Source organism: Actinosynnema sp. NPDC023794, assembly GCF_040639675.1.
Lineage (GTDB): Bacteria > Actinomycetota > Actinomycetes > Mycobacteriales > Pseudonocardiaceae > Actinosynnema > Actinosynnema luteola.
The window spans coordinates 459,094-480,087 of record NZ_JBFAFR010000003.1 but is presented as its reverse complement, the minus strand read 5'-3'; the positions used below and the strand labels follow the sequence as shown (position 1 = coordinate 480,087).

20 protein-coding genes are annotated in these 20,994 nt (G+C 71.4%); 6 read left to right on the top strand and 14 right to left on the bottom strand.

The window, feature by feature from the left end:
- Nucleotides 1–3: 3 nt before the first annotated feature.
- Nucleotides 4–255 carry a hypothetical protein gene (locus tag AB0H12_RS10850; RefSeq protein WP_015097743.1) on the bottom strand — a complete coding sequence of 84 codons (252 nt, stop codon included), beginning with the start codon at nt 253–255 and terminating at the stop codon, nt 4–6.
- Between the two features lie 269 nt (nt 256–524).
- Between AB0H12_RS10850 and nth the strand changes: the two genes are divergently transcribed.
- From nth to AB0H12_RS10830, 4 genes are read left to right on the top strand one after another with little or no spacing between them, the layout of a single operon-like run.
- Nucleotides 525–1,292 (top strand): endonuclease III, encoded by a 768-nt coding sequence (gene nth, locus AB0H12_RS10845; protein ID WP_499622439.1) that lies wholly within the window; start codon nt 525–527, stop codon nt 1,290–1,292.
- Nucleotides 1,289–1,891, top strand: a complete 603-nt coding sequence (locus tag AB0H12_RS10840) for a TlpA family protein disulfide reductase (protein WP_499622438.1) — start codon at nt 1,289–1,291, stop codon at nt 1,889–1,891. The genes nth and AB0H12_RS10840 overlap by 4 nt, the downstream gene beginning before the upstream one ends.
- Nucleotides 1,888–2,559, top strand: coding sequence for an NUDIX hydrolase (locus AB0H12_RS10835; protein WP_499622437.1), 672 nt, complete (start codon nt 1,888–1,890; stop codon nt 2,557–2,559). Before AB0H12_RS10840 ends, AB0H12_RS10835 begins: the two co-directional genes overlap by 4 nt.
- On the top strand, nt 2,556–3,743 hold the full coding sequence (locus AB0H12_RS10830; protein ID WP_499622435.1) for a MarP family serine protease: 1,188 nt from the start codon (nt 2,556–2,558) through the stop codon (nt 3,741–3,743). Before AB0H12_RS10835 ends, AB0H12_RS10830 begins: the two co-directional genes overlap by 4 nt.
- A gap of 18 nt (nt 3,744–3,761) precedes the next feature.
- On the opposite strand, the gene AB0H12_RS10825 is transcribed toward AB0H12_RS10830, so the two are convergent.
- From AB0H12_RS10825 to AB0H12_RS10805, 5 genes are all read right to left on the bottom strand, one after another.
- Entirely contained in the window at nt 3,762–4,688 is a 927-nt protein-coding gene (locus AB0H12_RS10825; protein WP_499622434.1) for an alpha/beta fold hydrolase, read from the bottom strand.
- Nucleotides 4,689–4,696: 8 nt separating this feature from the next.
- Nucleotides 4,697–5,167, bottom strand: coding sequence for a phage holin family protein (locus AB0H12_RS10820; RefSeq protein ID WP_499622433.1), 471 nt, complete (start codon nt 5,165–5,167; stop codon nt 4,697–4,699).
- 59 nt (nt 5,168–5,226) lie between these two features.
- Nucleotides 5,227–6,429, bottom strand: a complete 1,203-nt coding sequence (nhaA, locus tag AB0H12_RS10815; RefSeq protein ID WP_499622432.1) for a Na+/H+ antiporter NhaA — start codon at nt 6,427–6,429, stop codon at nt 5,227–5,229.
- A 137-nt stretch (nt 6,430–6,566) separates the two neighbouring features.
- Nucleotides 6,567–8,546: an acetate--CoA ligase gene (gene acs / locus AB0H12_RS10810; RefSeq protein WP_499622431.1), complete on the bottom strand. Its 1,980-nt coding sequence runs from the start codon at nt 8,544–8,546 to the stop codon at nt 6,567–6,569.
- Nucleotides 8,547–8,748: 202 nt separating this feature from the next.
- A complete protein-coding gene (locus AB0H12_RS10805) occupies nt 8,749–9,318 on the bottom strand; it encodes a GNAT family N-acetyltransferase (RefSeq protein ID WP_499622430.1) in 570 nt (189 codons plus the stop codon).
- Nucleotides 9,319–9,409: 91 nt separating this feature from the next.
- Between AB0H12_RS10805 and AB0H12_RS10800 the strand changes: the two genes are divergently transcribed.
- Entirely contained in the window at nt 9,410–10,135 is a 726-nt protein-coding gene (locus AB0H12_RS10800) for a Fic family protein (protein ID WP_499622429.1), read from the top strand.
- Nucleotides 10,136–10,262: 127 nt separating this feature from the next.
- Here AB0H12_RS10800 and kynU read toward each other — a convergent pair whose 3' ends face one another.
- Nucleotides 10,263–11,384, bottom strand: coding sequence for a kynureninase (gene kynU / locus AB0H12_RS10795; RefSeq protein ID WP_499622427.1), 1,122 nt, complete (start codon nt 11,382–11,384; stop codon nt 10,263–10,265).
- Nucleotides 11,381–12,196, bottom strand: a complete 816-nt coding sequence (locus AB0H12_RS10790; protein WP_499622426.1) for a tryptophan 2,3-dioxygenase — start codon at nt 12,194–12,196, stop codon at nt 11,381–11,383. The genes kynU and AB0H12_RS10790 overlap by 4 nt, the downstream gene beginning before the upstream one ends.
- A 107-nt stretch (nt 12,197–12,303) precedes the next feature.
- Between AB0H12_RS10790 and AB0H12_RS10785 the strand changes: the two genes are divergently transcribed.
- Entirely contained in the window at nt 12,304–12,753 is a 450-nt protein-coding gene (locus AB0H12_RS10785) for an Lrp/AsnC family transcriptional regulator (protein WP_201438208.1), read from the top strand.
- On the opposite strand, the gene murQ is transcribed toward AB0H12_RS10785, so the two are convergent.
- From murQ to AB0H12_RS10755, 6 genes are all read right to left on the bottom strand, one after another.
- Complete coding sequence (gene murQ / locus AB0H12_RS10780; RefSeq protein ID WP_499622424.1) at nt 12,722–13,657, bottom strand: N-acetylmuramic acid 6-phosphate etherase; 936 nt, start codon at nt 13,655–13,657, stop codon at nt 12,722–12,724. The two genes, AB0H12_RS10785 and murQ, sit on opposite strands and share 32 nt — an antisense overlap.
- The gene (locus AB0H12_RS10775) at nt 13,654–14,571 is read right to left on the bottom strand and encodes a MurR/RpiR family transcriptional regulator (RefSeq protein WP_230570005.1); all 918 of its coding nucleotides are present in this window, start codon (nt 14,569–14,571) and stop codon (nt 13,654–13,656) included. The genes murQ and AB0H12_RS10775 overlap by 4 nt, the downstream gene beginning before the upstream one ends.
- Nucleotides 14,572–14,680: 109 nt before the next feature.
- Complete coding sequence (locus tag AB0H12_RS10770; RefSeq protein ID WP_499622423.1) at nt 14,681–16,333, bottom strand: serine hydrolase domain-containing protein; 1,653 nt, start codon at nt 16,331–16,333, stop codon at nt 14,681–14,683.
- Between the two features lie 12 nt (nt 16,334–16,345).
- A complete protein-coding gene (locus AB0H12_RS10765; RefSeq protein ID WP_499622421.1) occupies nt 16,346–17,593 on the bottom strand; it encodes an exo-beta-N-acetylmuramidase NamZ family protein in 1,248 nt (415 codons plus the stop codon).
- Nucleotides 17,594–17,598: 5 nt separating this feature from the next.
- Nucleotides 17,599–19,326 carry a glycoside hydrolase family 3 protein gene (locus AB0H12_RS10760; RefSeq protein ID WP_499622420.1) on the bottom strand — a complete coding sequence of 576 codons (1,728 nt, stop codon included), beginning with the start codon at nt 19,324–19,326 and terminating at the stop codon, nt 17,599–17,601.
- A 567-nt stretch (nt 19,327–19,893) separates the two neighbouring features.
- Entirely contained in the window at nt 19,894–20,706 is an 813-nt protein-coding gene (locus AB0H12_RS10755; protein WP_499622418.1) for an HAD-IB family hydrolase, read from the bottom strand.
- Between the last annotated feature and the right edge of the window lie 288 nt (nt 20,707–20,994).

The following is a 20,994-nucleotide window of genomic DNA, read 5'->3' as shown; positions in this document are numbered from 1 at the left end:
CGCTTAGCGGCGGGTGCGCCGCTGACGCAGGTTCCTGGCACGACCGCCCAGCCTGCGCAGCCGGAACAGCTCCAGCGCGCGGCCGATGCCGTGCCCGTAGAGCGCCCTGACCTCGTCGGGGCGCGCCGACTCCAGGAACTCCTCGACCTCGTCCTCCTGCACGGCGACGTGCCGCAGACGAGCTTCAACGCGCTCCATGAAGAGCGCGAAGAACATGATCACGATCGGAACGGCGATGACGAACCAGGCAGTCATGATGGCTCCGATCCTTGCGCATCCGGTTCGGCGCGCGGTCAAGGGGGTCACTCTGGCGTGTCGGTTCGAGGTCGTTCAGACGGTCAAAGGACGTGTGCGGTCGGCCGATGGTTGCCTGCCCACGATCGTCGCGCGTCAAACCGGACGTCGCCCGCCGGACCCATCCCCCGCGAGGGTGGGACTTCCCGGAGACCCGCGGAGAACTCCCGCGGGACTTCGCGGACGACCGAGCCGCCGTGCGCACGGCGCCGGCCAGTAATCTCGTCCGCATGGCGAAGAGCGCGGTGAAGCAGCCGGAGACGCGGCTGGGGCTGGTCCGCCGGGCACGTCGCATGGTGCGGGTCCTCGGTGAGGGTTACCCCGACGCGCACTGTGAGTTGGACTTCACCGAGCCGCTGGAACTGCTGGTGGCCGTGGTGCTCTCGGCGCAGACGACGGACGTGCGCGTGAACCTGGTCACGCCCGCGCTGTTCAAGCGGTACCGGACGGCGGCCGACTACGCCTCCGCCGACCGCGCCGAGCTCGAAGAGCTGATCAAGCCGACCGGGTTCTACCGCAACAAGGCGACCTCGCTGATCGGCCTCGGTTCCGCGCTCGTGGAGCGGTTCGGCGGCGAGGTGCCCGGCCGGTTGGAGGACCTGGTGACGTTGCCCGGCGTGGGCCGCAAGACCGCGAACGTGGTGCTGGGCGACGCTTTCGGTGTGCCGGGGATCACGGTCGACACGCACTTCGGCCGGCTCGTCCGGCGCTGGGGCTGGACCCGGGAAGAGGACCCGGTCAAGGTCGAGCACGCGATCGGCGCGCTGGTGGAGCGCAAGGAGTGGACCTTGCTCTCGCACCGCACGATCTTCCACGGCCGCCGCGTCTGCCACGCCCGCACCCCGGCGTGCGGCGCGTGCCTGCTGGCGCCGCAGTGCCCGTCCTACGGCATCGGCCAGGTCGACCCGGTCAAGGCGCAGAAGCTGGTCAAGGGCGAGGAAGCGCCGCACCTGATCGACCTCGCCGAACGCGTGCGTGCGGGGGAGAAGCTGGCGTGAGCGCGGCAGCGCGGTGGGCCGTCGTCGTCCTGGTGCTGGCGGTGGCGGGCGTGGTCGCGCTGTGGCCCCGCTCATCCGACCCGGTCGACCAGCGCGCGATCCCGACCCGGACCGAGCGGACGATGGACGTCGACGCGGCCCGCGCACAGGCCGCGCTCAGGCCCTGCCCGCAAGGCGCCCCGGACGCCCAGGGGCCGGAGGTCCTGCGCGGTGTGACCGTGACGTGCCTGGCCGACGGACGACCGGTCGACGTGGCGTCCACCGTGACGGGCCGCGCTGTGGTGAACTTCTGGGCCACCTGGTGCGTTCCCTGTCAGGAGGAGCTCAAGGTCCTCGACGCCTACGCGCAGGAGCCCGGCGCGGTTCCGGTGGTAGCGGTCCTGGTGGAGAGCAAGGAGGCTGACGGTCTGGAGCTGTTGGCGAAACTCGGCGTGCGCCTGCCGTCGGTGGTCGACCCGCCCGACGCGGTGCGCAAGGCCGTCCGCGCGCAACGGACGTTGCCGATGAGCTACGTCGTCGGCGCGGACGGCGCGCTGACCCAGGTGACCGATCCCATCGCCTTCACGTCGGTCGAGCAGGTGCGCGAGGTGGTCGGATGACGGCCCTGGTCGATCCGGACGACGTGCCGGAGTGGATGGGCGGGCTGGTCAAGGCGACCGCCGAGATCGACGCCCGCGCGTTCACCCGGATCACGCCGCCGCCCGACGGCACCGGACGTCCCGCCGCCGTGCTCATGCTGTTCGGCGACGGTCCGAGCGGTCCCGACGTGCTGCTGCTGCGGCGTGCCGACACGCTCGGCTCGCACCCCGGGCAGGTCGCGTTCCCCGGCGGCGCGGCCGATCCGACCGACGACGGCCCGGTGGACACGGCGCTGCGCGAGGCGTTCGAGGAGACCGGCGTGCTGCGCGAGGGCGTGCGGCCGGTGGCGACGTTGCCGCGGCTGTACGTGCCGGTGTCCGGGTTCGTCGTCACGCCGGTGCTGGCGCACTGGGACGAGCCGTCGCCGGTTGCGCCCGTCGACCCGGGCGAGACCGCCGCCGTGGCGCGGGTGCCGATCTCGCACCTGGCCGACCCGGCGAACCGGTTCCGGGTGAGCCACCCGTCCGGGTACATCGGCCCGGCGTTCGCCGCGCCCGGCATGCTGGTGTGGGGCTTCACCGCCGGCCTGCTCGACGGCCTGCTCGCGCTGGGCGGGTGGGAACGGCCGTGGGACCGCGCGGACGTGCGCGATCTCGACCTGGCCTTGCGAGCGGTGGAGGTGTCGTGAACTGGGTCGACCTGCTCGTGCTGGCGCTGGCAGCCTTCGCCGCGGTCTCCGGCGCGCGGCAGGGCATGGTCGTGGCGCTGCCCGCGTTCGTCGGGGTGCTGATCGGCCTGGTGCTGGGCACGCAGCTCGCGCCGCTGGTCGTCTCCCGGGTCGACAGCGTGGTGACCAAGGTCGTGTTCGCGGTCGGCATCGTGGTGCTGCTGGTGGCGCTGGGCGAGACGCTGGGCGTCTACATCGGCCGCAGCATCAAGCCCAAGGTCAACTCCACCCCGTTGCGCGGCGTGGACAACGCGCTGGGCGCGATCGTGCAGGGCGCGGTGGTGTTCGTGGTGGCGTGGATGATCGCGCTGCCGCTGACCATGGTCGCGGGGCTGCCGTCGTTGGCGAAGGCGCTCAACCAGTCGGTGATCCTGTCGACGGTCGACGACACCATGCCGCAGGCCGCGCGGACGTTGGCCGACGACTTGCAGAACCTGTTCGACGTGTCCGGTTTCCCGGCCGCGATGGACCCGTTCGACCGGACGCCGTTGCGGGACGTGGGTCCGCCGGACCCGGCGCTGAGCGCGAACCCGATCGTGCGGAAGCTGGAGCCCAGCGTGCTGAAGGTGCGCGGGCGCGCGCCGTCGTGCTCGCGGGCGTTGGAGGGCACGGGTTTCGTCATCTCGCCGGAGCGGGTCATGACGAACGCGCACGTGGTCGCGGGCACGACGGACGTGACGGTGGAGGTCGGCATCGGCGAGTTCGACGCCACGGTCGTGCACTACGACGCGCAGACCGACATCGCGATCCTGGCCGTGCCGGACCTGGAGGCGACGCCGCTGCAGTTCCGCACCGACGAGATCGCGCCGGGCGAGGACGGGATCGTGCTCGGCTACCCGTTGGACGGGCCCTACACGGCGTCCGAGGCGCGGGTGCGCGAGCGGATCAGGATGCTGCGCGGGCCGGACATCTACGACGCGCAGACCGTGACGCGGGACGTGTACACGGTGCGGGCGAAGGTCCGCAGCGGCAACTCCGGCGGGCCGTTGGTCGACCCGCAGGGCCGGGTGATGGGCGTGGTGTTCGGCGCGGCCGTGGACGACCAGGAGACCGGGTTCGTGCTGACGGCGGACGAGGTCGCGGAGGAAGTGGCGAAGGCGCCGACGATGGTGCGGCGGGCGTCCACGCAGACCTGCGCGTCGTGACCGGTGCCGTGACCGGCGCTAGACCTTCGCCAGGAAGTCGGTGATGTGCCGGCTCGTCGTGTCCGGCGCCTCCTGGTGCGGGAAGTGGCCCACGTCCGGCAGCACGAAGTACGCGGAGTGGCCGCCCGCCCACAGCCCCGAGTCGGCCGCGGTCTGCTCCAGCATCACCGGGTCGAGCGCGCCGTGCAGCTGCAGGACCGGGACGTCCAGCCTGCGGTCCACCGCCTCGGCGAAGCGGCGGCCGTCGCTGCGCAGTTGGGACCGGACGGCCCAGCGGTGGTACTCCATGGAGCTGTGCGCGACGCCGGGCACCAGGACCGCCTCGCGGTTGCGGCGCGCCACCTCGTCGAACTCGGGCGACACCCTCCACTTCGGACCGCCCCACCCACCCAGCATCCCGGCGACGGCCGCGCCGCGGTCCCTGGTCAGCCACCGCTCCGGGTACACCGGGAGCTGGAAGCGGAACAGGTGCGCGCTCGCCCGGCCCTGACGGCGCGGGTGGCGGCGGATCGCGCGGCGCAGCGCCAGCGGGTGCGGCGCGGACACGGCCGTCACCGAGTAGACCAGCCGGGAGTGCATGGCGGCGACCGTCCACGCCAGCATGCCGCCCCACGCGTGGCCGACGAGGTGCGCCCGCGGTTCGCCGAGCGCCTTCACCAGGCCCGCGACGTCACCGGCGAGCGTGAACCCGTCGTACCCGCGCGGTGGTTTGTCGGAGTCGCCGTAGCCGCGCAGGTCGACGGCCACGGCGCGGTAGCCCGCCTCGGCGATCGAGACGAGCTGGTGCCGCCACGTCCACCAGAACTCCGGGAAACCGTGCAGCAGCAGCACGAGCGGGCCCTCGCCCAGCTCGGCGACGTGCAGGCGGATGCCGTTCGCGGACACGTCGCGGTGCGTCCACGGGCCGGGCACCCGAGCGGTCGACGGGTCCGGAGGCAGCCGCACGGCGCGGCTCAGCGGCCCTCGCCGCGGTGCCGGAGTGCCGCGACGGTGTCCTTGGCCGAGTCGATGGTCCGCTGCGGCGCGCGCAGCTTCTTCACCTTCCGGTACCCCAGCAACGCGAACAGCACCGCGGTGACGAGCATCAGCCCGAAGACGATGAGGAACGCCGACCAGCGCGGCAGCCACACGTCCAGCAGTTCCGCGCCGAAGAAGAAGAGGAAGAACGAGCTGAACAGCAGCACCGTCAGCGCGATGATGAAGTAGACGCTGCCCTTGAGGCCCTTCTTGACCTCGCCCGCGACCTCGGACTTGGCGAGCTCGACCTCCGCCCTGACCAACGTGGACAGGTGGGCCGTGGCGTCGCGCACCAAGCCGCCGATGGACGTTTCCTCCGCGATCTTGGCCGCGCTCTCCGCGGTCAACGGGATCGACGGAACAGGTGGCAGTCCGCTGCCGTTGGTGTTCTCCCGAGCGCTGGTCACCGGCTCATCGTGCCATGCACGCGGGGCCGAGGCTGCTCGACCGGCTGAACCACTGCGGTTTACTCGTCCTCGTCCTCGTCGGCGCGTCGGTGCACCCGGCTGCGCCGCACCAGCAGGACCGCCGCGAGCAACGACGCCGTCAACGACGCCAGCAGCACCGCGGCCTTGGCCTGCTCGGCGGCCGGACCGTCCAGCGCCAGGTCCGCGATCAACAGGCTCACCGTGAACCCGACCCCGCCGAGCATGGCCACCGCGACGATGTCCCGCGGTCCCGCGCCGCTCGGCCACCGGGCGGCCTTGACCAGCACCGCCAACGCGGACGCGCCGACGATGCCGACCACCTTGCCCACCACCAGTCCGAGCATCACGCCCAGCGCCAGCGGATCGGTGAACAGCGAGCCCAACGCCTCGCCGTTCACCGGCACGCCGGCCGCGAACAGCGCGAACACCGGCACCGCCACGGCCGCCGACCACGGCTGCAACCGGTGCTCCAGCCGCAACGCAGGCGCCTCGTGCTCGTAGCGGTCCTTGCGCACGCGGGTCAGCAGGGCCAGCGCGACGCCCGCGATGGTGGCGTGCACGCCCGCCGAGTGCACGGCGACCCACGTGGCCACCGCGATCGGGACGTACAGCCACGGCGTCGTCACCCGCTTGTGCTGCAGGAACGCGTACAACGCCAGCAGCGCGACCGCGGCCACCGCCGCGACCAGGTCGAACGACGCGGTGAACAGCACCGCGATCAGGAAGATCGCGCCGAGGTCGTCCACCACGGCCAGGCTGAGCAGGAACAGCCGCAGGCCGGTCGGCAGCCCCGAGGCGGTGATCGCCAGCACGCCGAGCGCGAACGCGATGTCCGTGGCCACCGGGATCGCCCACGCCCGTTCGATGCCGGGTTCACCCCAGCCGACGCCCAGCGCGATCAACGCCGGCACGACCATGCCGCCGAGCGCGGCCACCACGGGCAGGATCGCCGACTTGACGTCGTTCAGCTCGCCGATCACGAGCTCGCGCTTGAGCTCGAGCCCGGCGACGAAGAAGAAGATCGCGAGCAGGCCGTCCTTGGCCCAATCGCCGACGCTCAGGCTCAAGTGCAGCGACTCGGGTCCGACGTGGAAGTCCCGCAACGCCGTGTAGGAGCCGGAGATCGGCGAGTTCGCCCAGATCAACGCCACGGCGGTGGCGGCGAGGAGGATCATGCCGCCGACGGTCTCGGTGCGCAGGTAGCGCGCGAACTCGGCGGCGGTGGGGCGAATGCGGTTCAAGATCGACTCCGGTGGTTCGGCAACGACTCATCCTCGTGCCGACCAGGCTTCCCGGCTCACCGGAACCGACCCTAACCCAAGGAGGGGCCCGCCGACGAACCGGCGGACCCCTCCTGGCGTGCTCAGTCCTGCCGCGTTCACTCCTCCTGGGAAGCGCCCGACTTCAGGCCGCTGGAGATCAGGTCCATCACCGACGAGTCCGCGAGCGTGGTCACGTCGCCGACCTGCCGGTTCTCCGCCACGTCGCGCAGCAGGCGGCGCATGATCTTGCCCGAGCGGGTCTTCGGCAGCTCCGGCACGACCATGATCTGCCGCGGCTTCGCGATCGGGCCGATCTCCTTGGCCACGTGGTCGCGCAGCGCCTTGATCGCCTCGGCGCCGTCGGAGCCCTCGGCCACGCCGCCGCGCAGGATCACGAACGCCACGATGCCCTGGCCCGTGGTCGGGTCGGTCGCGCCGACCACCGCCGCCTCGGCCACCGTCGGGTGCGAGACCAGCGCGGACTCGACCTCGGTGGTGGAGATGCGGTGCCCGGACACGTTCATCACGTCGTCCACCCGGCCCAGCAGCCAGATGTCGCCGTCGTCGTCGTACTTCGCGCCGTCGCCGGCGAAGTAGTAGCCCTGCTCGGCGAACCGCGACCAGTACGTGTCGCGGTAGCGCTCCTCGTCGCCCCAGATGCCGCGCAGCATGCCCGGCCACGGCTGGTCGAGCACCAGGTAGCCGCCGCCACCGTGCGGCACCTCGTTGCCCTGGTCGTCGACGACCTTCGCACCGATGCCGGGCAGCGGGCGCTGCGCCGAACCGGGCTTGGCGGACGTCGCGCCGGGCAGCGGCGAGATCATGATCCCGCCGGTCTCGGTCTGCCACCAGGTGTCCACGACGGGCGTCTTCCCCGCGCCGATGGTCTCCCGGTACCAGATCCACGCCTCGGGGTTGATCGGCTCGCCGACGCTGCCGAGCACGCGGAGGCTGGACAGGTCGTAGCGGGCCGGGATGTCCGCGCCCCACTTCATGAACGTGCGGATCAGCGTCGGCGCGGTGTAGTAGACCGACACGCCGTACTTCTGCACGATCTCCCAGTGGCGGCCCTCGTGCGGGGTGTTGGGCGTGCCCTCGTAGACGACCTGCGTGACGCGGTTGGACAGCGGCCCGTACACGATGTAGCTGTGCCCGGTGACCCAGCCGATGTCGGCGGTGCACCAGTAGACGTCGGTGTCCGGCTTGAGGTCGAACACGTTGTAGTGCGTGTACGACGCCTGGGTCAGGTAGCCGCCGGAGGTGTGCAGGATGCCCTTGGGGCGGCCCGTGGTGCCCGACGTGTAGAGGATGAACAGCGGGTGCTCGGAGTCGAACGCCTCCGGCGTGTGCTGGTCGGACTGGCGGTCGACGACGTCGTGCCACCAGACGTCGCGGCCCTCGGTCCACTCGACGTCGGTGTTCGTGCGCTTGACCACCAGGACGTGCTCGACGCTCGCGGCCTTGGCCACGGCCTCGTCCACGGCGGGCTTGAGCGCCGCCGGGTTGCCGCGCCGGTACTGGCCGTCGGTGGTGATCACCAGCTTGGCCTGCGAGTCCTCGATGCGGGTGCGCAGCGCCTCGGCGGAGAAGCCGCCGAACACCACGCTGTGCATCGCGCCGAGCCGTGCGCAGGCGAGCATGGCGAAGATCGCCTCCGGGACCATCGGCATGTAGATGGCGACCCGGTCCTCCGCGCCGACGCCCAGCTCGACGAGGGCGTTGGCGGCCTTGGAGACCTCGCGCTGCAGGTCGGCGTAGGTGATGGCGCGGCTGTCGCCGGGCTCGCCCTCCCAGTGGATGGCGACCTGGTCGCCGTGGCCGGACTCGACGTGCCGGTCGACGCAGTTGTAGGCGACGTTGAGCTTGCCGCCGACGAACCACTTGGCGAACGGCGCGTCGGACCAGTCGAGGACGCGGTCCCACTTGGTGTCCCAGGACAGCCGCTCGGCCTGCTTCGCCCAGAACGCCTCGCGGTCGGCGTCCGCCTCCTCGTACAGCGCGGAGGTGGCGTTGGCCTGCGCGGCGAAGTCCTCGCTCGGCGGGAACGTCCTCGTCTCCGTCGACAGGTTGTCCAGGGCGACTTGCGGCTCTGTCATGGCGGGCGGACCTCCTGAATCCGTGGGGGTGCGCACTGACCGTAGTGCGATTCAGCTCACTGCGCACCCAAAAGGTTCAGACCAATTGTGGCCGAGTTCGAAACGCGTGGGTAACTGTGTAACCCGTGGCAGGCCCCGTGACCACCGCGATTCCGCCGAACGACACCTGGGTTGCGACCAGCGGCACCTCTCGTGACTCACGTCACGTCGTGAGCTTGGCCTTCAGGTGCGGCCACTCGTTCGAGGTCATCGAGTACACGACCGTGTCGCGCAGGGTGCCGTCCGGTCTGATGCGGTGCACGCGGAGGACGCCCTCGCGGGTCGCGCCGAGGCGTTCGATGGCCTTCTGCGAGCGCTCGTTGCGCAGGTCGGTGTGCCAGCCGACGCGGAGCGCGCCCAGGTCCTCGAAGGCGCGGCGGAGGAGCAGGAGCTTGGCGTCGGTGTTGAGGGCGGTGCGCTGCCAGCGCGTGCCGATCCACGTGTGGCCGATGTAGAGCCCGCGGTTCTTCGGGTCGATCTCGTAGTACGACGTGGTGCCGGCGACCTCGTTCGTCCGCGGGTCGATCTGCGCCCAGGCCAGCCGGGTGGGGTCGGCGAGGCTGCGCTCGACGTACGCGCGGGTCTCGTCCAGCGTGGCCGGTTGGTGGGAGCTCAGCCAGCGCCAGACCTCGGGGTCCTTGCCCGCCTCGTGCAGGCCCTCCCCGTGGTCGGGGGTGAGGGGTTCGAGGCGGACGTGGTCGCCGGTGAGCACGGGGCGGTCGTACCAGTTCATGCTTCGACGATAAATCGATCAGTGGCTACTTTGCAGGTCCATTTTCGATCCGTTCCAGATAGCCACTTACCGGCGGGTAGTGTGCTGCGGCGTGACCGATCCGCTTGCCCCGCTGCTGGACCTGCCCGGTGTGGCCGACGCCGTCGCCGGTGCTCGTGACGCCGTGTTCCAGGTGCACCGGCACCGGGTGAACCTGCGCGGCTGGGCGACCACCGCGGCCGAGGCGTCCGTGCGCGCCGCGCGTGCGTCGGCGGCGTTGGACGGCGGGCCGACCGCCATCCCGTCGGACGGGACCGTGTCGGATCCCGTGCTGGCGGGGGCGTTGCGGGTGGCCGAGTCGTTGGGCGTGGTGTTCCCGACGTGGCAGCGGGCGCCGTTGCAGGCGTTGGCGCGGTTGCACGTGCTGGCGGGTGCGGACCTGGGCGGTGAGCTGGGCCGTCCCCGTTCCGCTCCGGGCGTGTCGGAGCGCCTCGGCATGCTGTCGCAGCTGGTCACCGGCGGCACGTCCGTCCCGGGTCCGCTGCTGGTGGCCGTGGTGCACGGCGAGCTGATGTCGCTGGCGCCGTTCGACACGGCCAACGGCGTGGTGGCGCGCGCGGCGTCCCGGCTGGCGTCCATCGCCACGGGGCTGGACCCGAAGTCGCTGGGTGTGCCGGAGGTCTTCTGCCTGCGCCGCCAGAACGACTACGCCTCCGCCCTGCACGGCTTCTCCACCGGGGACCCCGAGGGCATCACCCGCTGGCTGCTCTTCTACTGCGAAGCCCTGACCGCCGGCTCCCGCGAAGCCCGCAGCATCGCCGACGCCGCCTCCACGTAACCCGAGAGTCCAGCGTTCGCGCCGCGAGAGTCCTACGTTCAAGCACCCCGAGTTCACCATTGAGCGTTGAATTCAGGTGCGCTGGGCGTAGGACTCTCGACGTCTGGACGTAGGACTCTCGCGGGGGTTAGAGGAGTTCTTTCAGGGTGGCGGCGGCGCGATCGGCGTCGGTGAACGTGTTGTAGAGCGGGGCGAAGCCGAAGCGCAGCAGGTCCGGTGCGCGGTGGTCGCCGATGACGTTGCGCTCGACCAGCTCGCCCATGATCCGCTCGGCCTCGGGGTGGCGGAGGGTGATCTGGTGGCCGCGCCAGTCGTCGGCAGGGGTGATCACCTCGATGCCCGGCAGGTCCTCGACCAGCGACCGGAAGTGCGCGGTCAGGGCCAGGCCCTTGGCGCGGACGTCACGCAGGTCCACGTGGTCCCAGACGTCCAGCGCGGCGTCCAGGGCGAGCATCGAGATGATGTCCGGCGTGCCCACGCGCGCACGGGAGACGCCCGGGTCCGGCGTGTACTCCGGCGACATCGCGAACGGCACCTCGTGGCCCGTCCACCCCGTCAACGGCTGCTCGAACGTCGCCTGGGCGTGCTTCGGCACGTAGAGGAACGCGGGCGAACCCGGCCCGCCGTTGAGGAACTTGTACGTGCACCCCACGGCCAGGTCGACGTTCAACGCGTCCAGCTCGATCGGCAGCACGCCCGCGCTGTGGCACAGGTCCCACACGACCTTCGCGCCCACCGCGTGCGCCTGCTCGGTCAGCTTCGCCATGTCCAGCAGCCGACCCGTGCGGTAGTCGACGTGGTTCAGCAGCACGACCGCCGTCGTGTCCCGCAGGTCCAGCTCCTCCGGCGGCGCCGGCCGCAACGCCAGGCCGGTCAGCTCCGCCACCGACCGGGCGATGTACCCGTCGGTCGGGAACGTCCCCGCGTCCACCACGATCTCCATGCGGTCGGTGTTGCGCACCGCCGCCATCAGCGCCTTGAACAGGTTCACGCTGGTCGAGTCCGCCACGACGACCTGCCCTGCCTTGGCCCCGATCAACCGGCCGACGCGGTTGCCGACCCGCTCCGGCGCCTCCCACCAGCCCTCGGACCAGCTGCGGATCAGCCGGCGGCCCCACTGCTCGCGCACGACGTGCTGCACGCGTTCGGCGACGGCCTTCGGCGGCGCGCCCAGGGAGTTGCCGTCCAGGTACACCACGTCGTCGTCGAGGTCGAACAGGTCGCGGAGGTGCGCCAACCGGTCGTTCACACGTAGCTCCTGGCCGTCCACAGTTCGGGGAAGACGGAGCGTTGCGTGCGCTTCTCCAACCACGCAACCCCCGCGGAGCCGCCGGTCCCGGTTTTCGCGCCCATCGAACGGCGGGTGGCCAGCAGGTGGTCGTACCGCCAGCGCGCGAACTCCTCGGCGATGTCGGTCAACGCCTCGCCCAGTTCGAGCAGGTCACGCGACCCGCCGCGGTAGATGTCCGCCCACACGGCCTCCACCTCGGCGTTCGGCTCGTACGGCCGGCTGACGTCACGCTCGAGCACCTCCGACGGGATCGGCAGGCCTTGGCGGCTCAAGGCGGCGAGCACGTCGTCGTACAGGCTCGGCTCGTGCAGCAGCCGTTCGAGCGCGTCGTGCTGCTGAGGCACGGCCCGGTGCGGCACGAGCATCGACCGCGACTTCTCGCCGAGCAGGAACTCCACCTCGCGGTACCGGCCCGACTGGAAGCCCGAGCCCTCGCCGAGGGCGTCGCGGAACGAGTTGAACTCGGCGGGCGTCATCCGGGCGATCGGCCGCCACGCCGCGTTGAGCGCCTGCATGTGCAGGTCGCTGCGGTGCAGCGTGCGGACCGCCGCACGCAGGTCGTCCGCGCGCAGTTCGGCCTTGGCCTGCCGCCACTCGAAGCACAGCAGGCCGAAGTACAGCTCCATGACCTGCGTGATCACCAGGAACGACATCTCACGCGGGTCCTTGGACCACTGCTGTTGCAGCGAGTGCAGCACGGAGGCGTGCACGTAGTCCTCGTAGGGCGTCGTGCCGCCGAAGTCGAGCTTGGGTGAGACGGGGCAAGTCATGCCTTCCATGATGACCGCGTGATCGGGGTAGTTGAATGGGTGACAGACAGTGATCCAGCGGAAAGTTCTTATGAGTGAAAGGTGTTCGCCCGAGTAGCTTTGCGATCGTGAGCATCGAACTGGACGGCGTGGACTGGGCCCTGCTGGAGGCCCTGCAGGAGGACGCGCGGCTGTCGTACAACGAGCTGGCACGGCGCGTGCACGTATCGCCGCCGACCGTCGCGCAACGCGTGCGGCGGCTGGAGAACGCGGGCGTCATCACGGGGTACCGCGCGACCGTCGACCCGACGGCGGTGGGCCGGTCGGTGGTCGCCCTGGTGCGGATGAAGTGCTACGGACCCCGGTGCATCACGGTGCACCCGGAGCTGCTCGACGACTGCCCCGAGGTGGTGGAGGTGGTGCGGCTGACCGGCGACATCTGCTCGGTGGTGAAGGTGGTGACCACGTCGATCAGCGAGCTGGAGCGGTTGCTGGTGCGGCTGGGCGGCTACGGCGAGACGTCCAGCGCGATGGTGTTGTCGACGCCTATCCCGTGGCGCCCGGTGCTAGCTGGCTGAGCGCCATCCGGACGTGCCCCTGGGTGCGTTCCAGCGCCTCGGCCGCCAGCGCCGCGGGCGCACCGGACAGCAGGTGCACCAAAGCGACCTTCAGGTCGCCGCCCGAATCGGCCAACGCCGTCGTGCACTCCTGCTCGCCCAGGCCCGTCGCCTCACGCAGGATGCGGACCGTGCGACCGCGCAGCTTGGCGTTGGTCGCGCGCATCGACACCATCAGGTTCGAGTACGTGCGGCCGAGCCGGACCATCACGGCGGTCGAGAACGACGTCAGCACCAGCTTCTGCGACGTGCCCGCCTTCATCCGGGTGGACCCCGCGATCGCCTCCGGTCCGGTGTCGACCGCGATCAGCACGTCCACCTCGACCGGCGCGGGCGCGGTCGGGTTGTTGGACACCAGCACGGTGTGCGCGCCGAGCGTGCGCGCCTCCTCCAGCGCCGCCATGACGAACGGCGTGCGGCCGGACGCCGTGACGCCGACGACCAGGTCGCCCGCCGCCGCGTGCTTGCGGATCTCGGCGGCGCCGTCGGCCCCCTGGTCCTCGACGTCCTCCACGGCGTTGACCAGGGCGTCCCGGCCTCCCGCGTGGTGGGCGACGAACCAGTCCGGCGGCGCGTTGAACGTCGGCACCAGCTCGGCGGCGTCGAGCGTGGCCAGCCGGCCGGAGGTGCCCGCGCCGACGTAGTGCACGCGGCCACCGCCGCGCAGGGCGCCGACGGCGAGGTCCGCCGCCCGCGCCAGCTCGGGCAGCACGGCGGACACGGCGTGGGGGACCAGGTGGTCCTCGGCGTTGATCAGGCGGAGCACGTCCAGCGTGGAGAGCCGGTCGATGTCCTGCGTCCGCGGGTTCCTGGCCTCGGTGGGTGAGTCCACGCGGACCGCGACACCGTCCGGGGGCGGGGTCATTTACCGGACTCCCGACGTCGCCTGCCGTCCGGCCGGGCGCCGAGGCGGTGCCCCGACACCGCGTCGTACGTCGCCTCGAGCGCCGACTTGGCGCTGTCCACGTGCCGTTGCGCGACACCGATGAACAGGCAGTCGATCACGGTGAGCTGGGCGATCCGGCTGGCCATCGCGCCCGAGCGGAACGTGGTCTCGCGCGCCGCCGTGGTCAGCACGTGGTCGGCGACCTCGCTGATCGGCGAGCGCGGGAAGTTCGTCAGCGCCACCGTGGTCGCGCCGTGCTCCTTGGCCACCCGCAGCGCCTCGACGGTCTCGGACGTGGAGCCGGTGTGCGATATCCCGACCGCCACGTCCGCCTCGGTGAGCACGGCGGCCGACGTGAGCGCGATGTGCGTGTCGTTCCAGGCGAAGCAGGTCCGCCCTATCCGGTGGAGCTTCTGCTGGAGGTCGAACGCGACGAACGCGCTCGCCCCGAACCCGTAGACGTCCACCCGGCCCGCGCCCGCGACCGCCTCGACCACCGCTTCGAGCGTCTCCACGTTCAGCTGCTCGGCGGTCTCCTCGACCGCGCGCGCGTCGGCGAACGCCACCTTGCCGACGACCTGGCGCAGGTCGTCACCCGGGCCGATGTCGCCGCCGAGGTCGCGGTCGGGGCGCATGGACGTGCGGGCCGTGTCGGCGGCCAGCGCTATGCGCAGCTCCGGGTACCCGCCGACGCCGATGGCCTTGCAGAACCGGGTCACCGTTGTCTCGCTGGTGCCCGCGGCCTCGGCGACCTCGGTGATGCTGCGGTGTGCGACGGTCGCCGGGTTGTCCAGCACGACCTTGGCGACCCGTTGCTCGGCCCGGGCCAGGCCGGGCAGGAGCGAACGGATCTTGACCAGGGGACTGGAATCGGCGGTACTTTCGGTGGACACGTGGGAAACTTACTAACCGCTCAACGTACGGTCAACGCGGGGTGGGGGTAACTCACCCCAACCGTGACCCAATCTCACCGCTTGGCGGGACCGGGCGGACCGAATGTCACTAACGGTCCGCGGTCCGCCACCCTTCGAGCCTCATAGCCGCTGGTTCGCGCTCCGCGTCCAGCGCCACGCCGCGCGCGTCGGTCACGCGGACAGCGTCCACGTACACGCCGCGCCCGCCGTAGCCCGTGCCGCGCACGTACCGCCAGCGGAACTTCGTCGCCGACTCCGTGTCGACCTCGACCTTCTGCCAACGCCGTTCCCCATAGCCGGCCAACACCCGGACCTCGCGCCAGGTGGACCCGTCGTCACTCGCCTCCACCACGACCTGGTCGCCCGGGTCGAGGTCGACGAACGCCCAGAACGACAGCTTCTGCCGCTCGGCGCGCCGCGGGAGGTCACGCGTGGTCAACGTGCCGCCGGCCGCCTCCGGCGTCCACGCCGTGCCGTGCCGCGGGCGCACCGCCAGGGCCTGCGCCAGACCGTTGGCCGCCACGCGTCGGGCCGGGTTGATCGAGCCCCAGTTCCGGCTCGGGTGCACGCGGTTGGTCAGCAGGATCGCGATCGACCGCGACAACGGGTCCAGCACCAGCGTGGTGCCCGTGTAGCCGGTGTGCCCGGCGGCCCTCGGCGACGTCAGCGCGCCCATGTACCAGCGCTGGTCCAGCTCGAAGCCGAGGCCGTGCGAGTTGCCGGGGAAGCCCTGGTTGAAGTCGGTGAGCATCAGCTCGACGGTGTCCTCGCGCAGGATCCGGCCGCCCGCGTGCGCGCCGCCGTTGAGGATCGCCTGGCCGAGCACGGCCAGCTCGCGCGCGGTGGAGAACATGCCCGCGTGGCCCGCGACGCCGCCGAGCGACCAGGCGTTCTCGTCGTGCACGCTGCCGCGGATGATGCCCCGGCCCGCCTGGTACTCGGTGGCCGCGATCCGGTCCAGCTTGGCCACCGGCGGGTTGTAGCCGGTGTCCACCAGGCCCAACGGGCGCGTGATGTCGTCGTGGACGAGCTGGTCGAGCTTCTTGCCCGACCACTTCTCGGCCAGCACGCCGAGCGTGATCAGGTTCAGGTCCGAGTACAGGTAGGTGGTGCCGGGCGTGCTGCGGGGCGTCGTGTCCATCACGGCCTTGAGCCGGGACGGGATGTCCGGGTACTGCGACCACAGCGGCAGCCACGCCACCAGGCCCGAGGTGTGGGTCAGCAGCTGCCGGACGGTGATGGACTCCTTGCCGTTGACGCCGAACTCCGGCAGGTGGCGGGCCACCGGGTCGTCCAGGCCGAACTTGCCGAGCTCGTGCTGCCGCATCACCACGATCGAGGTGAAGAGCTTGGAGATCGACGCCAGGTCGAAGATCGTGTCCCGGGTCATCGGCACGCGTTGCGCCTCGGGCAGCTCGGTGCCGGCGGCGTCGGCGTAGCGGACCGCCCAACCCGTCGGCTCGTGGGTGACCACGACGCCGTCGTGCGCGAACAGCGTGACGGCGCCCGCGAACAGCGGGTGGCCGGTCGCGTCCGGCACCGTGTACCGCTCGATCTGCGCCAGTGCGGCGGCCAGCGGCGCCGGGTCGAGTCCCACGTGGTGCGGGGTACCCGTTCGCAGCACGCTGCTCGACCAGCCCTCGTGCGGCTGGTCGAAGCGGGCCTCACGGCCTTCGGCGTGCGCCGGCAGCGTGACGGACACTGCCATGGCGGTCGCGATCAGCAGGGCGGGGATGCGCATCGCTGTCTCCCTCTACCGGTAGCGCAGGTACGGCTGGCGGGTGCGGTCGAACGCGGCCAGCTCGTCGGCCCAGGCTCCGACCACCTCGTCGGCGCCCGCGCCCGCGTCGACCATGCGGCGCAGCCGGTCCGAGCCGCTGAGCTTGTCGATGTAGAGGTCCGGGCGCCACGCGAAGACCTGGGGGTAGCGGGCCTTCGCGGTGACGATCATGGCGACGGCCGTGCGCGGCGCGTCGAAGCGGTGCGGGTCGGTGAGGTGCAGGACGACACCGCCGCACAGCTTGTTGGCGTGCTTGTTGAACGTGGGCGTGAAGTAGGTCTCGCGGAACCGGACGCCGGGCAGCCCCAGCGCGTTCAGGTCCTCGGCCCACCGCCAGTCCAGGCCCGGCGCGCCGATCGTCTCGAACGGGCGGGTGGTGCCGCGGCCCTCGGAGAACACGAGCCCTTCGAACAGGCACGTGCCGGGGTAGACCAGCGCGGTGTCGTGCGTGGGGACGTTCGGGCTCGGCGGGACCCACGGGATGCCGGAGTGCAGGTCGTCCCGCTTCCAGCCCTTCACGTCGACCACTTCGAGGCTGCTCACCCGGCCGCCGTCGGTGGGCAGGAACGCGCCGTCGAACAGCCGCGCCAGCTCGCCGATCGTCATGCCGTGCTGCTGGGCGATCGGCTTGCGGCCGACGAACGTGGCGTAGGCCGGGTCGAGCTGCGGGCCGCGGGCCGTGCCGCCGACCGGGTTGGGGCGGTCGAGCACGACGAACCGCACGCCGGTCGCGGCGGCGGCCTGCATGACGGCGTACATCGTCCAGATGTAGGTGTAGAAGCGCGCGCCGATGTCGGCGATGTCGAACACGAGCGTGTCGACCCCCGCCTTGGTGATCATCTCGGCGATCTTGGCGGTGCTCGCGCCGTAGGTGTCGTAGACCGGGATGCCGGTGCGCGGGTCGAGGTAGTTGCCCTCCGAGCCGCCTGCCTGCGCCGTGCCGCGGAAGCCGTGCTCGGGACCGAACGCGGCGTGCGGCCCGATCCCGGCGGCCACCATCGAGTCGACGATGTGGGTGTGGTCGCGCAGCACGCCGGTCGGGTTGGTGACCACGCCGACCTTGTGGCCCGCGAACCGCCGCCAGCCGTCCTCGGCCAGCTGCTCGGCGCCGGTCTTGACCAGCCGCGGCCGGTCGGGGTGCTCGGGAGCGCTGTCGAAAGCGCTGAGGGCGGGGACGGCGAGGGCGCCGGCGCCCGCGGCGAGGAAGTGCCTGCGGTCCATGTCGCTCACCACTCCAAGCCGTGGCCGAAGGGGTACGGGGTCGGTCCGGGCACCACTACCGGCAGCTTGCCGACGGGGCTCACCTCACCGGTGATCACCCTGGCCAGCGCTTCCATCGACACCGCGCCGTAGGAGTAGGTCGCCAGCCAGGTCGGCGCGGCCGTGTGCGCCACGTCGTACGGGTTCTGCACGGCGACCGCGATCACCGGCTTGCCGGTGGCCAGGAGCCTCGTCAGCAGGGTCTGCTGCGCCGGTTGGCGCGACAGCGCGTTGGTGAGCACGACGACCACGTCGGCGTTGGCCGCGGCTTGGACGGCGGCCGTGACCTGGGCCTGGGTCGGCGCGCTGCCGGTGGGTAGCGCGGTGCCGCCGAGCACGCCCGCCAGGGTGCGGGTCGTCGTCTCGCCCCAGCCCGTGACCAGGGCGGCGGTGGGCTTCGCCCGGAGGGGCAGCACGCCCGCGTCGTTGCGCACGGCGGTGACGGTCCGGTCGGTGATCGCCCTGGCGGCGGCGAGGTGCTCGGCCGGGCCGACCGCCGAGTCGACCTCGTCCACGTCGACGAGCGGGCCGGTGAGCATGCCGCGCAGGAACTTCATCCGCAGGATCCGCAGCACGCTCCGGTCGACGCGCTGCTCGGTGATCTCGCCGCTGCGCACGGCCGCCAGCACGCTGTTCACCGCGAGTTCCAGGTCGACCGGCATGAGGAGCTGGTCGACGCCCGCCTTCAGGGCCAGCACGGGGATCTCGGCGTCGTCGTGCAGCTGCCGCACGCCCGCCATGGCCAGCGAGTCGGTGATGACCACGCCGTCGTAGCCGAGGTTCTCGCGCAGCAGGTCCAACGAGGGCTTGGACAACGTCGCCGGCTCGCCCGACGGGTCGATCTTCGGCATCTGGATGTGCGCGGTCATGACCGAGTCGACGCCCGCGGCGATGGCGGCCCGGAACGGCGGCGCGTCCACCTCGTCCCACTCCGCCTCGGTGCGGTCTACCTTCGGCAACGTCGTGTGGCTGTCGGTGTCGGTGTCGCCGTGGCCGGGGAAGTGCTTGGCGGTCGCGCTGACGGTGTGCTTGGCCAGGAAGCGGCCCTGGTAGCCGCGCACCTGGGCGGCGGTCAGCTCGGCCGCCAGCGCCGGGTCGCTCGAGTAGGAGCGCACGCCGATGACCGGGTTCGCCGGGTTGGAGTTGACGTCCGCGTCCGGCGCGAAGTTCTGGGTGATGCCCATGGCGCGCAGCTCGCGTGCGGTGATGCGGGCGGCGTGCTCGGCGTTCTCCGCGCTGCGGCCGGCGCCGAGGGCCATGTTGCCGGGGAACTGGGTGGCGGGCGCGCCGATGCGGGTGACGATGCCCATCTCCTGGTCCGTGGCGATGGCCAGTGGAACGCGGCTCGCCCGTTGCAGGCCGTTGGAGAGGGCGGCGATCTGGCGCGGGGTGTCGATGTTGTCGTAGCTGGAGTTGTTGAAGTAGACGACGCCGCCCGGCTGGAACTTGGCCACCACCTCGGCCGGGGTGGCGACGCCGAAGTCGCGCAGGTTGCCGGGGTGCGCCTCGTCCGGTGACTGGCCGTGCAGGTAGGTGACGAACAGCTGGCCGACCTTCTGCTCCAGCGACATGCCGCGGACCAGGGCGGTGATGTGCTGCGCCTGGTCCGGCGAGGCGTGCGCCGGTGGCGCCGCTGCCGGTGAGGTCACTGCGGAAGCCGCGGCCACGGCGACGGCGACGAGCGGACGGAGCACTGCGGCCTCCCCTCTGGGAACTTTCCACCACTCGGTGGTGCGTTTGGCAAGTTACCCACGTCACAGTGGCGGGTCAACGGGTTGCGCTGTGTGGCCATTGTGCGGAGGGGGACCGACAGGACCAGGGGGTTCGCGCTTCACTCGTTCGGGCAGTGTTTCGGTGTCCGGGCGCGGAAAGACGGTGGGGCCCCTCAGCTGAGGGGCCCCACCGTCGTCAGCGCGGGCTTCTGAGTTACCAAGCGTGCAACTCGTGTCGTACCGACCTGGCCTCGGCGTCCGGCGTCCCGGTACGCAGGCCCTAGACGACAAGCCTCCCGCGGCGTGCTGCGCGTGGGTGTCTCGAAGTCCGCGCACGGAGCTCTGCCGGGGTGGACGCTGCTTCTCTTCCGCTTCGTCCCTGGCCGACCCGAGGTCCGCACTTCCTTTGTAGTGCGTGTCCGGCGTCACAGCAAGGGCTCGATGGGGTGCACCGTTCAAGCGACGTTCAGTAGCGGAAAGGCTTTTGTGACAGTGATTCCGACGCGCTCGGGACCACTGGTACCGCTGACCGGGGCACGGCGGGGTGAACTAGCTCCGGCGCCGCCTGCGCAGGCCGTACCAGGCCACGCCCGCGGCCGTCGCGGCGCCCAACCCGATCGCGGTCACGGCGACCGCGGCGCCGGACGGGCGGGGGATGCGGGCGCGCAGCGACACGGGGTCGGAGAAGGTCAGCACCGGCCAGCCGCGCTGGGTGGCGATCCGGCGCAGCGCGCGGTCCGGGTTGACCACCGTGGGGTGGCCGACGGCCTCCAGCAGCGGCAGGTCGGTGATGGAGTCGGAGTAGGCGTAGCAGCTGCTCAGGTCGTAGTCGTGCTGCTCGGCGAGCTGCTTGACGGCGATCGCCTTGTTCTCGCCCGCGCAGTAGAAGTCGACCTCGCCGGAGTAGCGGCCCTCCGCGACGACCATCCGCGTGCCGACGCTGTGCGTCGCGCCGACCATGGTCGAGATGGGCGCGACCAGTTCCTCGCCCGAAGCGGACACGACGACCACGTCGTGCCCTTCGCCCTTGTGGTCGGTGATGAGTTGCGTGGCCTCCTTGTAGACGAGGGGGTCGACGATGTCGTGCAGCGTCTCTTCGACGATCGAGCGGACCTGCTCGACGTCCCAGCCCTCGCAGAGCGCGGTGATGTGCGAGCGCATCCGGTCCATCTGGTCGGCGTCCGCGCCGGCCAGCATGAAGACGAACTGCGCGTAGGCGCTCTTGAGCACCGCACGCCGGTTGATCAGGCCCTCTTGGAAGAACGGCCGGCTGAACGCCAGCGTGCTCGACTTGGCGATGACGGTCTTGTCCAGGTCGAAGAACGCGGCGACCCGACTGCCTTCGGTGGCGTGCTCGGTCACCGGTCAAGCTTAAGCGGGGAGCGGTCGGCGGGCCGCCGCCAGTGCTTCGCCACTTTACGAAGTAGGTGTGCGGTCCGTCGAAATTTGGTCTCCCTCTGACGGAAGACACGCAAGACCCTGTCCTGTGGGGATACAGTAGACGGGTCCGGCTCGACCGGACGGGTTCAGTCCGACCCCCCGGGACTGAACCAATGACGACCCCCGTCCCTCCCCCCTGGCGGGGGTCGTCCCATGTCCGGGGTCGGTTTTGCCGGTGCTCCGCGCTGGACCTCCGCGCGTTCGCGCCGC